A 16,185-nucleotide genomic window follows, 5' to 3' on the forward strand; every position below is an offset into this window, starting at 1 on the left:
CGATGATCGATCTCCCCCGCCGCCGCGCACTGCAGACCGGGCTTGCCGGTGCCGCCGCCGCGCTGTTGCCACCCAGCATCGCGCGTGCCGCAGCCATCGCGCCGGACCGTCGCACGGGCACGCTAGAGGACCTGCAACACGTGGTGATCCTGATGCAGGAGAACCGCGCGTTCGATCATTACTTCGGCGCCCTGCCCGGTGTACGCGGGTTCGGCGACCGTTTCCCGATTCCGGCGCCGCCATTGCCCGGCGCACCCGCGCGCACGGTGTGGCTGCAACCCAGCGAAGACGGCCGCCAGTGGCTGACGCCGTTTGCGCTGGACACGGCAGCGAAGTTCGGTTTCATGCGCGTCAAAGGCACCCCGCATAGTTGGCCGGATGCACAGCAGGCCTGGGACCATGGCCGGCTCGGGCATTGGGCCGCCGCCAAGCACAATCATGCGCTGGGCTATTACACGCGTGCTGATCTTCCGTTTCAGTACGCGCTTGCCGATGCGTTTACCGTCTGCGATGCGTACCACGCTGCGATCCAGACCGGCACCCATTCCAACCGTGTGTTTTTGTGGACCGGCAGTAACGATCCGCAGGCCCCCGCGGGCGGCCCGGTGATTGGCAATTCGCACGATAACTTTCCGGAACTGGGTGGGTTTGCCGAGCCGTATCGCTGGGGCACCTATGTCGAAGCGTTGCAGAACGCCGGTGTGTCCTGGCAGATCTATCAGGACATGGCCGACAACTTCACCGACAACCCGCTGGCAGGATTTGCGCCGTTTCGACAGGCGTACAGTGCCGCACACGGACATGATCCAGACCTGCGCGCGCGTGGCGTGAGCACGCGCGGTGTCGCGCAGCTGCGCGAGGACGTGCTGGGCGGGCGCCTGCCCGCGGTGAGTTACATCATTGCCGATGCGGCCGGCAGCGAGCACCCGGATCCGTCCAGCCCGGCCCAGGGCGCGGCTTACACCGCGCGTGTGCTGGATGCGCTCACTGCCGATCCGGCAGTGTGGAGCCGCACCGCCTTGCTGCTGATGTTCGACGAGAACGACGGCTTTTTCGACCATATGCCGCCACCCGCACCACCGTCGCCGGATGCACGTGCGCTTGGCGGGTTTGCCGGTACATCGACGATCGCAACCGACGACGACTACCACCGCCATCCGGCGCCAGGCGAGCAGAAAGTGGATCTGCCTGAATTCCGCGGGCGACCGTACGGGCTGGGCCCGCGTGTGCCGATGTATGTGATCTCGCCATGGAGCTGCGGCGGCTGGGTGGATTCGCAGGTGTACGACCACACCTCGGTGCTGCGCCTGCTGGAACGTCGCTTCGGCGTACCCGCACCGGAGATCACACCGTGGCGGCGCGCGGTGTGTGGCGATCTGACCAACGCCTTCGATTTCCGCACTATTGATACGCGCGCATTCGCCGCAGCGCTGCCCGATGTCAGTGAAGCCGCAGCGCGCGCGTCAGCCTTGCGCGAACACGCACTGCCGCCGTTGCCGGGCACATTGCAGCCGCCAGGACAACCGTTCGGCGTGCGCCGCTCGCGCGCACTGCCGTATCGCCCCAGCGTGGAGCTAGCCCATCTGCCCGAGCGTGGCGAGGTGCAGCTGCGCATGACCAACGCGGGCGCCGCGGTGGTACTACATGTCTACGACCGCTTCGATCTCGCCGCGATTCCGCGCCGCTATACGGTGGGCAACGGCGCCGCAGTGGAAGGAACGTGGACCACCTACGATGGCCGCTACGATCTGTGGCTGCTCGGCCCCAACGGATTTCATCGTCACTATCGTGGCGATCTGAGCGCGGTGTTGCTGGTGGCCGAGATCACGCAGGACGTAAACGATGCGCAGGCGCTGTGCCTGATGTTACGCAATCCCGGCAACCGCCCACTGCACGTCGCGCTGAAACCTGGCGCGTACACGCAAACGCAACCGGGCCAGCACGTCACCGTTGCCGCCGGGGACGAGCACCGTGTGCGCTGGAGCGCTACATCGACCGGCGGCTGGTACGACCTGTGGCTGGTCCAGGACGGGGGGCGCCAGCGCCTTGCCGGACGCGTGGAAACCGGCAAGCCCGCAATCAGCGACCCAGCGCTCGGCGGGCCGGCACGGCTGTATCAGGACGATCCGCCACGCATCGACGGCCCAGGACCTGCGTAACAAGAACGGGATTGGGCAGTGCAGATTCGGCAAGGACAGGACCGGCGTGCGCCGTCATCAGCTCGCACCGCCATGGCGCGGCGCTCTGCGTATTGGTATCGACGGCGGCGTTTTTCAGCGCGGGCGGCAGCAAGGCCTGCTACCGCAGTCACGCACCATGCCTAGCGACAGCAGCCGCCCGGCAAGGAGGGCTATTGGTGCGCAAACCCTGACGGCCTCTGGCCGACGCGTACACCGCGTCGCCGGCCAAGCCGTCGGCTTGCACTACCGATGCAGCCAGTACCGGCAGTCGCCCATCGTCTGCGGCTGCGCGCCCGCGGAATAACGCTGCACGATCGTGGCGTGCCACTGCGCCCGTTGCGGGTTGCTGCCCACCTTGTTGGGGCAATCGACCAACGCCGCCAGCGGCAGGCCACCCAGCGCAGTGTCGGTGCTGGCCAGCGACTGCAAGGCCTGATCGGACGCCCAGTCGGCAATCATCACCGCGCGGCGCCCGGACCGATAGGGCAGTTCGGAAGACCAGTCATCACCAAAGGCCACCACCACGCCCTGCTCGGGGGTCGCGGCACGGATCTGCTCGGCGATCTGCGAGATCGCCGTCGGCTCACGCGCTTGCTTCATGTTCTTCAGCGCACTCACCAGGCCAGAGCCCAGTGACAGCAGGCACAGGAACACCGCCAATGCCACGCCGCGGCCGGGTTTACCGACTTCCTGGCCACGCTGCACAACGTGCCACAGCACCAGGCCGACGATCGAGGTGGCGAACACCATCTGCGCGAACTGGTAATAGGGATGCACCACCTGCAGATTGGTGAAGGCCAGCATCGGCGCCAGGTAGGCGAGCAACAACAAGACCACCGCCGCACGGATCTGGCGGATCGACAAACCGGCGACGAGGATGATCAGGAACACCCAGTTCGAACCCACCGGTCCGGCAAAGCGCTTCTTGAAGATGGTCCCCCACCAGATGGCCGGATCCAGGCGCTGCTGCAGGGTGCCGTAATTGAAGCCCGACAGGCTAGCGGACGTGACCTGTTGGCCCAGTAACGACTGTGCCTTCAAGGCGTCGGCATGTTGCAGCCAAAGCAGCAGGGCCCCCAGCGCCGCCACGGCCGCCACCGCGCCCCAGCCCAGCAGCTTCCAATGCCCGGCCAACCACTGTGGACGCCAGCCATGCTCGCGCAACGCCACCCAGGCCAGCGCCAGGACGGTGAAAACAGCAAAACCGAAGAAGGTGGTGATCTTGATCAAGGCTGCCAGTACCGCGGCAGCAACGGCGACCCCGCCGTGCCAGGCCCGCGGCTGCACGTACAGCCGTGCCATCGCCCAGACAAACACCAGACCGAAGAACACCGCGGTGGATTCCATCATCACCGAGCGGCCCCATAACTGGGCCAGCGGCGACACTGCGAACGCACCGGCGATACACAGTGCCAGCACGCGGTCGGGGCGCAGTACCAGGGTGATGCGATACGTCATCCAGATGCAGCCCACATGGAACAGGGTGGACAGCAAGCGACCGCTATTGTCGGCACTCATGCCGGTGACTTTGGACAGCAACGCAGCCAACCACTGGAACAGCGGCAGCTCGAACGGTATTGACCACGGCGCGCCGAGCACCGGCGTGAGATAGGACAGGAAAGGCCCGCCGCGCAGCATCCAGTCGATCGAGAGCGCGGTCTGCGTCTGCCGGAAACCGGACGCATCGATGGGCGGCATCGACCAGCTGAAAACCAGCATGATCAACAGCGCGATGGCCGAATAGCACAGCAGGATCCGGGCCGGTAGCAGGCCACGGTCGGGGGGCAGTTGCTGGTTCACGCGTTGCGCTCCTGTAGGCGCCGGCCATCAGGCGCAAGGCGGCCGGGCGCGCAGTGTCGGTTCTGCGGGCAGCGAGCGCAAGCCGTCGCTGGCACCAGTAGCTGCCAGGAACCCACCGCATCTACCGATCCAGCAGCGCCGCCACACTGTGATAGCCGTAGCGCTCGCGATGATCGACTTGTCGTCCCCATCAGCAGCGCTGACCCATCAATCCAGTACGCCGATCGTGTGCAGCCAGGTCTCCCCCAACTGCGGCCACTGCGCGATCGGCAGCCCCTTAACGCGCAGACCGAAGCCATGCCCCCCTGCGCGTACACATGCATTTCCACCGGCACGTTGGCGTGGTTGAGCGCGACGTAGTACGCCAGCACCTGCGAAACGCCGTCCACATGATCGTCCTGCGCCTGCAGCAAAAAGGTCGGCGGCGTTTGGGCGGTGACGGTGATGTCTGGCCGTAGCGACAACTGGGTCGGATCGCGCGTGGCACCGTCTTCGTCCTCGTGCGCCCATAGATGGCCCGGGCAGACAGCAATGGCGAAGTCGGGCCGGCAACTCTGTGCATCGGACGCATCCACCGGCGGATACGTGCGCGTTGCAAAATGGGTACTGATCGCGGCCACTCAATGACCTCCGGCGGAGAAACCGAGCACACCGATCTTGTGTGGGTTCACGCCCAACTGCTCCGCCTGCGCGCGCACCATCCCTAACGCTCGTTGGGCGTCCTGCACGGCTGTTTGCACTTTCGGTTAATAGCGGCGGTCGTTGACCCAGGTCGGCCCGAGTTCGGCACGCGGTATTTCAGCAGCACGCAGGTGATGCCGCGTGCGGTCAGCCAGTCGCAGATCTCCCTCCCTTCCAGATCCATGGCCAGGACGTGATAGCCACCACCGGGGAACACCAGCACCGCCGCACCGGTGTTGTGCCCCTTGGGCGCATAGACCGTCATCGTCGGGCGGCTGACATCGCTCACCTTGGTCCATGGGAAGCGCCCCTGGCCGGTACCCACTGATTCGGACTACGGGTGGCGCAGCGCATCAGGCACCGCGCCCGGCCAGAGCGATATCTCGACCTGGCCAGGCGCTGGTTGCCAGCGCTCCGGCCAGTGCAAGCCCATGCACAAGCAGCAGCGCAACTGCCACCTACCAATGACGCAGCCTGATTTGCACGGTTGACCTCGAAAAAGCTGATGGAAAACAGGAAGCACCCTGCGAACTCGTGCGCGGATGAAATGCGCGAAGCACCGCGCCGTTGCACTCAAGCCGCGATGCTGTCGCGTACCGCGACTGCCACCGCTTTCAACGCTGCATCACGTGCAGCGTCTTCGACCTTGGCACCGTTCAAGTACGCCGTCAGCAACAGTGGCGCCCTGCCCTTCGGCGGCCAGAGGATGGCGATGTCGTTGCGGGTATCGATGCCGTTGCTGCCGGTCTTGTCGCCGATCTTCCAGTCGCGCGTGAGCCCCGCGCGCAGGCAATCGTCGCCGGTGCGGTTGTTGATCATCCAGTCGGTCAGCTGCTTGCGCGAGGCCGGCCGCAGCGCATCGCCGAGCAGCAGCGTGCGCAGCGTGTTAGCCATCGCTGCCGGGGTGGTGGTGTCGCGTGGGTCGCCGGCAGCGAATCGGTTCATATCCGGCTCGTGGCGGTCGCTGCAGGTTTGGGCATCGCCAATGCTGCGCAGGAACGCGGTCACGCCGGCCGGGTCGCCCACCAGCGGGAACAACAGGTTGGCGGCTGGGTTGTCGCTATAGATCATCGTGGCCCGGCACAGCTCACCGACACTCAGCGACCCGCCGATATGGCGCTCGGTAACCGGGGCATACTCAAGCATGTCGGAGGCACGGATCTTGACCCGTTGCGCCAGCATCAGCTTGCCCTGGTCCACCCGCTGCAGCACCGCGGCAGCCAATACAAATTTGAAGGTGCTGCACATCGGAAAGCGCTCGTCTTGGCGCTGTCCGAGGTGCCAGCCGGTAGCGCTGTCGAGCAAGCTGATGCCCAGGCGGCCGCCGGTGCCGCGTTCGATCTCCGCCCACTGGGCCCGCAGCATGCCGTCCACGTTCAACGCCGGACTGAGCGCCCATGCGGGTCTGGACGCCGCAATTAGCACGCCCGCGCCGGTTGCGTGCAGGAACTGTCGCCGATTCAACATGCGCTTGCCTCCTTGAGAGAGCCCACAGTATCGGTGCGCGCGGAGTGACTCACCATTGCGAGGTTTCGATCCCAGACATGAATTGAACTAATCTCTGCGCATGCCCCGGCCCCGTCTCCCGCTCAATGCCCTACGCGCTTTCGAGGCCGCCGCACGCCACCAGAATCTGACCCGCGCGGCGGACGAGCTGTGCGTGAGCCAGGCCGCGCTGAGTCACCAGATCAAGGCACTGGAGCAGCAACTGGGCACCAGCTTGTTCCACCGCCTGCCCCGCGGTGTAGCGCTGACCGACGAAGGCGCCGCGCTAGCGCCGGTGCTCGGCGAAGCGTTCGACCGCATTGCCGCCACCCTTGAACGCTTTGCCGATGGCCGTTATCGCGAGGTGCTCAGCGTGGGCGTGGTGGGTACCTTCGCCACCGGCTGGCTGTTGCCGCGACTGGCAGCGTTCCATGCGGCGCATGCGGGTATCGAGCTGCGCCTGTCTACCCACAACAACCGCGTCGATCTAGCCGGTGAAGGCCTGGATCTGGCTATCCGCTTCGGCGATGGCGACTGGCAGGGGCAGGTTGCCGAGGCCGTGATGGAAGCGCCCTTTGCGCCGGTGTGTGCGCCGGCAATGGCGCGCGGCCTGCGCGCCCCAGAGGATCTGGCACGGGTGCCATTACTGCGCTCGTATCGTTCGGATGAGTGGCGGCAGTGGTTTCGCACTGCACGTGTGCCTGAGGTGCCCGCGCGCGGCACGATGTTCGATTCGTCGCTGACCCTGGCCAGCGGAGCGGCAGCCGGCGCCGGCGTGGCGTTGTTGCCGCTGCCGATGTTTCGCCAGGACCTGGATGCCGGGCGCCTGGTCTGCCCGTTCCCCATCACCATCGACGCTGGGCGCTATTGGCTCACGCGGCAACGCTCGCGACCGGAAAGCGACGCCGGGCGACGGCTGCGCGATTGGCTACTGGCCGAACAGCACCTCAGCCGCTGAGCAGCGCTGGCGTACTGCCGCGCTTAGCGGCTAACAAAACGACTGCGCTCATCGCCCAGGCGGGCGCGGCAGATGCTCGGTGCGGCAGGTGCCACTCGAACACTACGGCTCTGAGCGCGCCGTCCACGCCCACCTGACGACTGCTCGCTACGTTTTGGTAGCCGCGCTTAGAGCGCTTTAGATGTCTTGCCCACCGGCAAGGCCAACTGACGAAATGCATCGTACTGGGCCCTGCCGGCGAACCAGTGTGGGCAAAACAGCTCGAACAGGCGATCATTGCGATACAGCAACAGCACCCGCTCGCTTTCGCGAACGCGAAATGTCATCGGACCAGGAGCGGCGGAAATGCCCGTCCGCCCGGACGACTTCCAGCCCGTTCTCGTCCCATGCATAGGTGTAGGCATGCCGCAGGGCGGCCTGCTGCACATGCAGGCGCGTGATCCGCCGTGGCAGACCGCATATGTGCAACAGCGCCAGGCCGATCAAACCGCCGCCACCGTTGCCGATCAGCACCGGGCCGATGATCTGGCCCGCGTCAGTCAGTTGCAACAACACGACCCCGATCAGCAGCAGAACCGCCAGAAATACGATCACGCGTTTGGAAGAACGACGCGCATGCAACCACTGGGCGGCCAGATGGTCTTCCAGGCTGATGGTGGCGGTGATCAGGGGCAACCTCGTTTGACTCCCGGCGCAGCGTAACCCAGGCGTTTTTGTCGTGGCTAACGACACCTAGCGCAGTCGGCAGGCGGTTACGCACCGTGCACAGGAACCGCAATGTCAGCGTGGTCCCTGCCGCAGCGAGCACCGGCAGCGGCCACTGCGCAGTGGTGGTATTAGCCGCTCTTACGCGCCGTCGATCAGCTCCATCCACGCGGCCTCTGCCTCAGCCAGCTGCTGCGCGGTTGCTTCGCGATCACGCCCCAGCACGGCCATTTTCTCGCTGTCGGCGTAGTTGCCGGGGTTAGCCAACTCGCGATCCAGCGCAGCAAGCGCCGCTTCCAGCTCGCCGACGCGCTTTTCGGCGCTGGCCAGCTTGTGCGGGTTGACGGCTTTTTTCGGCGGCAGCGGCTTGGTCGGCGGTGGCGGGGTCGGCGCCACTTCGGCCATCTTCTGCTTGGTACCCTGCGCGGCCGGGCGGCTACGCAACCAGGCGGCGTATTCGTCCAGGTCGCCGCCGAAGGGCTCGACCACGCCATCTGCCACGCGCCAGAAACTGTCGCAGACCAGGCCAATCAGATGGCGATCGTGCGAGACCATCACGATGGCGCCTTCGAAATCGCTCAACGCTTCGGCCAGCGCTTCGCGCATTTCCAGGTCCAAGTGGTTGGTCGGTTCGTCGAGCAGCAACACGTTCGGCTGCTGCCAGGCGATCAACGCCAGCGCCAGGCGCGCGCGCTCGCCGCCGGAGAAACCATCCACCACTTCGAAGGCGCGGTCGCCGGCAAAATTCCATTTACCCAGGAAGTCGCGGAACGCCTGATTGGAGCCATCCGGCGACAAGTCGCGGAAGTGGTCCATCGGCGATTGGCCTTCGTGCAGCGATTCCACCGTGTGCTGTGCGAAGTAACCGATGCGCAAATCCGGATGCGCACTGCGCTCGCCAGACAGCGGCGCCAGTTCGCCCACCAGTGTTTTGACCAGCGTCGACTTACCCGCGCCATTGGGCCCCAGCAAACCAATCCGGTCGCCCGCTTCCAAGCCAAACCCGACATCATGCAAAACGGTAATCGCATCGCCAGACCCACGCTTTTGCGATTCCCCATTCTCCATTCCCGATTCCCGCGGCGCAGCGGCATAGCCGGCTTCCACGTGATTGAGCCGGATCAACGAAAACGGCAGGCGATTGGGCTGCGCAAACTGGATGCGGAATTCGCGCTCGGCGCGCACGGCTTCGGTGCCGGCCATCTTGGCCAGGCGCTTCATGCGGCTCTGCGCCTGGGTGGCCTTGCTGGCCTGCGCCTTGAAGCGGTCGATGAAGCTCTGCAGATGAGCGCGCTCGGCCTGTTCCTTGTCATGCGCGATCTGCTGCTGACGCAGGTGCTCGATGCGCTGGCGTTCGAAATCGGTGTAGCCACCGACATACAGCTTGGCGGTACCGCCATGCAGATGCAGGGTGTGGGTCGCCACGTTGTCGAGAAATTCGCGGTCGTGCGAAATCAGCAACAGCGTGCCAGGGTACTTGAGCAACCACTGCTCCAGCCATAGCACTGCGTCCATGTCCAAGTGGTTGGTCGGTTCGTCGAGCAGCAGCAGGTCGCTGGGCATCATCAGCGCGCGCGCCAGATTCAGACGCACGCGCCAGCCGCCGGAGAACGAGGACACCGCGCGGTGGTGCGTGTTGGCCGGGAAACCCAGGCCATGCAGCAGCTTGCCCGCGCGCGCTTCGGCGTCGTAGGCGCCGAGTTCAGCCATCTTCTGGTGCGCGTTGGCCACCGCCTCCCAGTCTTCGCGTGCGGTGGCTGCGGCTTCTTCCTGCAGCACCGCAGACACCTCGATATCGCCGCCGAGCACGAACGACAGCGCCGGGTCGGGCAAGGACGGGGTTTCCTGCGACACGCTGGCGGTGCGCACCTTGCCGGGCAGATCGACATCGCCCTTGTCGGCCTCCAGCTCGCCCTTCACCGCAGCGAACAGGCTCGACTTGCCGGTGCCGTTACGGCCCACTACCCCGACGCGGTAGCCGGCGTGCATGGTCAGGTCAACGTTGGAGAGCAGCAGACGCTCGCCGCGTCGCATGGAGAAGTTACGCAGGGAAATCATTGATGGACAGTCCGATAGAACGAAAAGGAATGAGCAGATGAGCAGCATTCCTGCGATACCATTCTAGCGTTAACGAATAATTAGCGCCTTCAGCGTGGCCGCCGCAGTCTTCGCACTGCAGCGACCGCCGCCTGCCCAGCCTTGCCTGGTCCTGCCTGGACCCACGTTTTCGGAGTTGTCATGCACATCCCCCTTTCCGCCCTTGCGACCGCTGTGGTCGCTGCACTGCTTGCTTCCCCCGCCCTGGCCCAGACCGCCGCGCCGGCGACCGCCCCGGCCAACACGTTGGATACAGTCATCGTCACCGGCACCCGCGTGTCTGACCGCACCGTGGCCGAGTCGCAATCGCCAATTGACATCATCAGCGCCGAATCGCTGCAGGCCACCGGCACCCCGGAACTGGCCACCGCGCTGGCGCGCGCGCTGCCCTCGCTGAACTTCCCACGCCCCGCGCTGAGCGACGGCACCAGTGCGATCCGCCCCGCGCAGCTGCGTGGCCTGTCGCCGGATCAGGTGCTGGTGCTGGTCAACGGCAAACGCCGCCACACCTCTTCGCTGCTCAACCTCAACGGCACGATTGGTCGGGGCTCGGCGGCGGTGGATCTGAACACCATTCCGGTCGCTGCAATCGCGCGGGTGGAAGTGCTGCGCGACGGCGCTTCCGCGCAGTACGGCTCCGATGCCATCGCCGGTGTGGTCAACATCGTGCTCAAGGGCGCAGAAAAGGGCGGCAGCCTGCAAGCCGGCTTCGGCCAGTATTCGGCCGGCGACGGCAATAACTACGAGCTGTCCGGCGACACCGGCGTGGCCTACGGCGGCGACCGCGGCTGGCTGCACGTGGCCGCCCAGCTCAATCAACAAGACCCCACCGACCGTGCGCGCGCCTACGCCGGCGCGCCCAGCGCCTCGCAGCCGGCAGTCGGCCAGAAGGCGTTCAAGATCGGCGACCCGGAGGTCAATGCGCAGGCGGTCTCGGCCAATACCGAATTCGCCTTCAGCGACAGCATCACCGGCTATGCGTTTGCCACCGCCAGCAACCGCGACATCACCTCGTTCGCGTTTTTCCGCGCGCCGGGCAGCACCTCGCAGAATATCTTGTCGATCTATCCGCAGGGCTTTCTGCCGGAAATCCAGACCTATGCCAAAGACCGCTCGCTGGTCGCCGGTGTGCGCGGTTCCACCGCCAGCGGTTGGGATTGGGACGCCAGCTACAACTACGGCTACAACCGCATCGATTTCCACACCCGCAACACACTCAACGTAAGCCTGGGCCCGACCTCGCCCACGGCGTTCTACGACGGTGCGCTGGAAACTACGCAGAACATCGTCAACCTGGACGTCAAGCGCGGCTTCGACTGGGGCTTGGCGTATCCGGTGACGGTGGCCTTCGGTGCGGAATACCGCAACGAAAAGTGGAACCAGTCGCCAGGCGAAGTGGGTTCGTATTTCCAGAGCGGCACGCTGGCCGCTGGCGCGCAGGGGTTCGGCGGCTTCGCTCCTAGCGTATCGGGCCGGTATTCGCGTGACAGCTACGCGCTGTATGCGGATCTGGAAGCCGACTTCACCGACAAGTTATCTGCCGGTCTGGCTGGGCGCTACGAGGACTACAGCGATTTCGGTAGTCAGGCTTCGGGCAAGTTGTCCGCGCGCTATGCGTTCACCGACAAGATCGCGTTGCGCGGCACGGTGTCGTCGGGCTTCCGCGCGCCGTCGCTGGCGCAGCAATATTTCCAGTCCACCAGCACCACCTTCCTGGCCGGCAACCCGAACCCGTTCGAGATCGGCACTTTCCCCGCCGACAGCACCGTGGCGCGCGCGCTCGGCGCCGAGCGGCTGGACGCGGAAACCTCGCTGTCCTACAGCCTGGGCCTGGTGTTGCAGCCGACCGATGCGCTCTACCTCACCGTGGATGCGTACCAGATCGATGTGGACGACCGCATCGTGCTGTCGTCCAACCTCACCGGGAACGGCGTGCGGAACCTGTTGGAATCGCAGGGCATCTTCGGCATCAACGGCGGGCGTTACTTCACCAACGCCGTGGACACGCGCACGCGTGGCGTGGACGTGGTGGGCAGCTACCGCTGGCAGCTTGCCACCAGCAGCGTGGACCTGACTGCCGGCTACAACTATTCCGAAACCGAAGTGCGCAGCGTAGCCGCCAACCCGGCAGCGCTGTCAGACAACGGGCTGAGCCTGGAGCGCATCGACCGCACCGAGCGTGGCCGCATCGAAGAAGGCTTCCCGCGCGATAAGTTCCTGATCAACGGCAGTTGGAATTTGGAGCACTGGACGCTGGCCCTGGGTGCGACGCGCTACGGCAAGTTCAGCACCCGCCCGGCCGACGCGACCAACGACCAGACCTTCGGCGCCAAGTGGGTGGTGGATGCCTCGGCCAGCTACAAGGTGGACCGCTGGACGCTGACGTTGGGTGCAGACAATGTGCTGGACGAATATCCGGACGAAAACAACTTCGCCAATTCCACCAGCGGGCAATTTCCGTACAGCAATCTGTCGCCGTTCGGTTTCAACGGTGCGTATGTGTACGGGCGCATCAACTACCGCTGGTAAGCACTGCGCTTGAGCGGCGGATGTCGCCGTCGCGATCGTGAGGTGGGCGACGCGATTGGCCATCTTGCGATCAGCATGAGACAGCCGCAGCATTCGCCGTGATTGGGGATGCGCTGTCACTGCACATGCATGGCGTGTCGCAGTGCATCTTCACCATTGATGTTCGACCACACGCCCCGACCAGTTCGGGGCGTGTGCGTATTGGCCGGCGTTACCGCAGCTTTGTAGAGCGGCAAACAAATGACTGCCGAGCCACCAGCGGACGCTGCCGGTGCTCGGTACTTGTGCTTTGTGCGCCATGTCCCACGCGTACACCGCAGTTCGCGTGCGCCGCCTGCGCGTACCTGACGACTGGTCGCTACGCCTTGCTAGCCGCGCTTACGCACCGCATCGCTGCGAAGTGAAGAGCTAGCGGCAGTTGCGGTCGTATCAACAGCGTTCCCGTCGTTGCCGGAGCACGCACCATGGAAAAACATCGCAGCTGTCGCGCGGACGCTTGATCGACTACCTGCACCTGGTGGTGCACCAGCCGGCGCTTCTACAGAGCCGTACTGGACGTTCTTGGCATTCCGCTCGGCGGTAACGGGGACGGATTCTTCTGGGCCGACGAACTGTTTGTCTCCAACCGCGACACGGTGGCACAAGGCATGCTGACCGGCCGCCATCACCTGGCATTTCAGGCGCGCGATGTGGCGATGGTGCATGCCTTTCATCAGGCGGCGCTCGCCCGTGGTGGTCGCGACAATGGTGCACCTGGCTTGCGGCCGTATCACCGGCACTACGACGCTGCGTTCTTGCTCCATCCGGACGGCAAAAATATCGAAGCGGTCTTCCATGGTGTTGCGCAACACAGTGCAGATGCGGTGCAGATCACGTTCTGATGCACAAGTTTTATAACTGGTATTGCCGTCCAACATGGTGCAAGCAAACCCTTGCGCTGGCAGGTGTGGTGCACGCAACGCATCACTTTGGTGCACGATGACAGCGTTGCCAGCAGCACGAGAGATATGACAGTTGCTTGCCAACGTAACCAAAATTTGACATGTGGTTACGCGTGGTTAATGGTTGAGAACGCATCGCAGTTGCCGCGTTAGACGCGGCCCGGGAGGGGGCACCTGCGATGCATCCGTTCCCCACTCGGAGTTGTCACCGCATGAATTGCAAGACCAGTCCACTCGCAGTTGCCGTTGGTTCTTGCACTGTCGTTTTCCGCTTCCACCGCCGTTGCACAGTCGCAGTCGCCGACCCAGAAAACACTCGACACCCTGATCGTGACCGGTACGCGCGTGGCCGATCGCACGGTCGCCGAATCGGCATCGCCGATCGACATTATTTCGCCGCAGGCGTTGGAATCGACCGGCACCACCGAATTGGCGACCGCGCTCTCACGCGCGATTCCCTCGCTCAATTTCCCGCGTCCGGCCATCTCCGACGGTTCTGACGCCGTGCGCCCGGCGCAGCTGCGCGGCCTGTCGCCGGATCAGGTCCTGGTGTTGGTCAACGGCAAGCGCTATCACAGCACCGCATTGATCAATCTCAATGACACGCAAGGGCGCGGCTCCTCGCCGGCAGACCTCAACACCATTCCGATTGCAGCGGTGGAGCGCATCGAAGTATTGCGCGACGGTGCATCCGCGCAATACGGCTCGGATGCCATCGCCGGCGTGATCAACATCGTGCTCAAGGGCAGCGGCGAAGGCGGCAGCGTCAATGGCCGCTACGGCAAGTACAGCGCTGGCGACGGCGAGCAGTATCAGTTGTCCGGCGATGCCGGCTTCAGCTTCGCCGGCACCGGCAAGGTGCACCTGGCCGCGCAGGCCGGACATTCGGATCAGACCAACCGCGCGTTGCCGTTTCAGGGCCGTGTGGAGCAGCGTTACGGCGACCCCGAGATCGACCAGGGCGCCATCTCGTTCAACGGCGAATACAGCCCAACCGATTACCTGACCTTCTACTCGTTCGGCATGGTCAGCCGGCGCGAAGTGTTGTCCAACGGCTATTTCCGTTTTGCAGGCGATAACCGCAATCGACCGGAAATTTATCCGGACGGTTTCCTGCCGCAGATCTACAACGTCAGCAAGGACGTCTCGTGGGTGGGCGGTTTGAAGACTTCCACCGACGGTGGCTTGAACATCGATCTGAGCTACAACTACGGCCAGAACAATCTCACCTTCGATGTGCGCAACAGCTTGAACAACAGCCTGGGCGTGACCAGCCCGACCGACTTCCATGCCGGTACGCTGGAAGTGACGCAGAACGTGCTCAATGCCGATTTCACCAAGACGCTGGATTGGGGCTTGGCGTATCCGCTCACGCTGGCGTTTGGTGCGGAATGGCGCGGCGAGAAGTTCAACGAATCGCCAGGCGATGCGGCCTCGTCGGCCAACGGTGGCATTCCTTCGGCCAACGGATCGTTGATTCCCGGCGCGCAGGTGTTCCCGGGCTTCAAGCCCTCCGATTCCGGTTACTACAATCGCAATAGCCATTCTGCCTATGTCGATCTGGAAGCGGATCTGACCGATAAGTTCTCTGCCGGTCTGGCCGGGCGCTACGAGAAGTACAGCGACTTCGGCGACACCGCTACCGGCAAACTGTCGATGCGCTATGCGTTCACCGACAAGGTGGCGGTGCGTGCCACTGCGTCCACCGGCTTCCGCGCGCCGTCGCTGCAGCAGCAGAATTTCCAGTCGATCGCCACCCAGTTCCTCAACGTGGCGCAGCCCAACGGCACAGTTACTGCGACTCCGTTCGAGATCGGCACCTTCCGTACCGATAACCCGGCCGCGATTGCACTCGGTGCCGAGCCGCTCAAGGCCGAAGAGTCCAAGAATTACGGCCTGGGTGTGGTGCTGCAGCCGGTGGAGAATCTATACATCACCGTCGACGCCTACCGCATCGATATCGACGACCGCATCGTGTTGTCGGAGAACCTCACCTCGACGTCGGCACGCAACTATCTGCAGGCCAATGGTTTCCCGGGCATCGGCGGCGGGCGTTACTTCACCAATGCGGTGGACACCAAGACGCAGGGCGTGGATGCGGTCGGCACCTATCGCTGGAATCTGGATGGCGGCAGCGCAGAGCTGACCTCCGGCTACAACTACAACAAGACCGAAGTGAAACGCATCGCCGACAACCCGGCAGCGCTGATGGCGATCGATCCGAGTGCGGTGCGCATCGGCCGCGCCGAAATTGGTCGCATCACCGAAGGCACGCCGCGCGACAAGTTCTTCCTCGGCGGCACCTGGTCGCCGGGCAACTGGTCGTTCACCGGCACCGCCACGCGCTGGGGTGAGTTCAGCACCTTCGGCACCAACGCTGGCAGCGACCAGACCTACGCGGCCAAGTGGACGCTGGATCTGGCTGCGTCCTACAAGTTGGGCGCATGGAACTTCACTGTTGGTGGCGACAACGTGCTCAACGAATATCCCGACCGCCAGCAAGCGGGTCTGGGCACGCGCACCTACCTGCTCTACAGCAGCGCCTCGCCGTTCGGTTTCAACGGTGCGTTGGTGTACGCAAACGTGAGCTACAAGTGGTAATTCCCAGGTGCCGGTCGGCAACGACCGGCACCTGAGTCGCGCGGCACCGCACGTTTGCGTGCTGCCGACGTCACCGCCACTGGTCACCCTCGCACACGTGAGGGTGACCAGGTTAGACGCTCCGCTGCACGCTGCACCGCTTCAGCAAGGATGCGCACAGCAAAGTGCCTAAGGCGTCACACCGCGCATTGCCGATTGCTGCCATCTT

Annotated in this window: 6 protein-coding genes, 2 other RNA genes and 4 pseudogenes; 7 read left to right on the forward strand and 5 right to left on the reverse strand. The window is 64.5% G+C overall.

Annotation, left to right across the window (positions count from 1 at the left end; all coding sequences use genetic code 11):
• The first annotated feature begins 2 nt into the window (after positions 1 to 2).
• Entirely contained in the window at positions 3 to 2,159 is a 2,157-nt protein-coding gene (locus KWO_RS16255; RefSeq protein WP_017112937.1) for a phosphocholine-specific phospholipase C, read from the forward strand.
• 264 nt (positions 2,160 to 2,423) lie between these two features.
• On the opposite strand, the gene KWO_RS16260 is transcribed toward KWO_RS16255, so the two are convergent.
• The 3 genes and pseudogenes from KWO_RS16260 to bla form a co-directional block, all read right to left on the reverse strand.
• The gene (locus tag KWO_RS16260) at positions 2,424 to 3,980 is read right to left on the reverse strand and encodes an ArnT family glycosyltransferase (protein ID WP_010375577.1); all 1,557 of its coding nucleotides are present in this window, start codon (positions 3,978 to 3,980) and stop codon (positions 2,424 to 2,426) included.
• A 207-nt stretch (positions 3,981 to 4,187) separates the two neighbouring features.
• Positions 4,188 to 5,119, reverse strand: a pseudogene (locus tag KWO_RS16265) (alpha/beta hydrolase).
• A gap of 115 nt (positions 5,120 to 5,234) precedes the next feature.
• A complete protein-coding gene (gene bla / locus KWO_RS16270; protein WP_010375574.1) occupies positions 5,235 to 6,128 on the reverse strand; it encodes a class A beta-lactamase in 894 nt (297 codons plus the stop codon).
• A 100-nt stretch (positions 6,129 to 6,228) separates the two neighbouring features.
• Between bla and ampR the strand changes: the two genes are divergently transcribed.
• Together ampR and KWO_RS16280 are read left to right on the forward strand one after the other, a co-directional pair.
• Positions 6,229 to 7,104: a LysR family transcriptional regulator AmpR gene (ampR, locus tag KWO_RS16275; RefSeq protein ID WP_010375572.1), complete on the forward strand. Its 876-nt coding sequence runs from the start codon at positions 6,229 to 6,231 to the stop codon at positions 7,102 to 7,104.
• Positions 7,105 to 7,190: 86 nt separating this feature from the next.
• Positions 7,191 to 7,267: non-coding RNA, sX9 sRNA (locus tag KWO_RS16280), on the forward strand.
• A 4-nt stretch (positions 7,268 to 7,271) separates the two neighbouring features.
• Here KWO_RS16280 and KWO_RS16285 read toward each other — a convergent pair.
• A pseudogene (locus KWO_RS16285) lies at positions 7,272 to 7,773 on the reverse strand (YcxB family protein).
• A 177-nt stretch (positions 7,774 to 7,950) separates the two neighbouring features.
• Complete coding sequence (locus tag KWO_RS16290) at positions 7,951 to 9,867, reverse strand: ABC-F family ATP-binding cassette domain-containing protein (RefSeq protein ID WP_010375570.1); 1,917 nt, start codon at positions 9,865 to 9,867, stop codon at positions 7,951 to 7,953.
• A gap of 180 nt (positions 9,868 to 10,047) precedes the next feature.
• Between KWO_RS16290 and KWO_RS16295 the strand changes: the two genes are divergently transcribed.
• The 4 genes and pseudogenes from KWO_RS16295 (at position 10,048) to KWO_RS16310 (ending at position 15,977) form a co-directional block, all read left to right on the forward strand.
• Positions 10,048 to 12,435 carry a TonB-dependent receptor plug domain-containing protein gene (locus KWO_RS16295; RefSeq protein ID WP_017112934.1) on the forward strand — a complete coding sequence of 796 codons (2,388 nt, stop codon included), beginning with the start codon at positions 10,048 to 10,050 and terminating at the stop codon, positions 12,433 to 12,435.
• 298 nt (positions 12,436 to 12,733) lie between these two features.
• Positions 12,734 to 12,809: non-coding RNA, sX9 sRNA (locus KWO_RS16300), on the forward strand.
• Between the two features lie 122 nt (positions 12,810 to 12,931).
• A pseudogene (locus tag KWO_RS16305) lies at positions 12,932 to 13,316 on the forward strand (VOC family protein).
• A gap of 272 nt (positions 13,317 to 13,588) precedes the next feature.
• Positions 13,589 to 15,977, forward strand: a pseudogene (locus tag KWO_RS16310) (TonB-dependent receptor plug domain-containing protein).
• The last annotated feature ends 208 nt before the right edge of the window (positions 15,978 to 16,185 follow it).

This window comes from Xanthomonas vasicola pv. musacearum NCPPB 4379, assembly GCF_000277895.2.
Lineage (GTDB): Bacteria > Pseudomonadota > Gammaproteobacteria > Xanthomonadales > Xanthomonadaceae > Xanthomonas > Xanthomonas vasicola.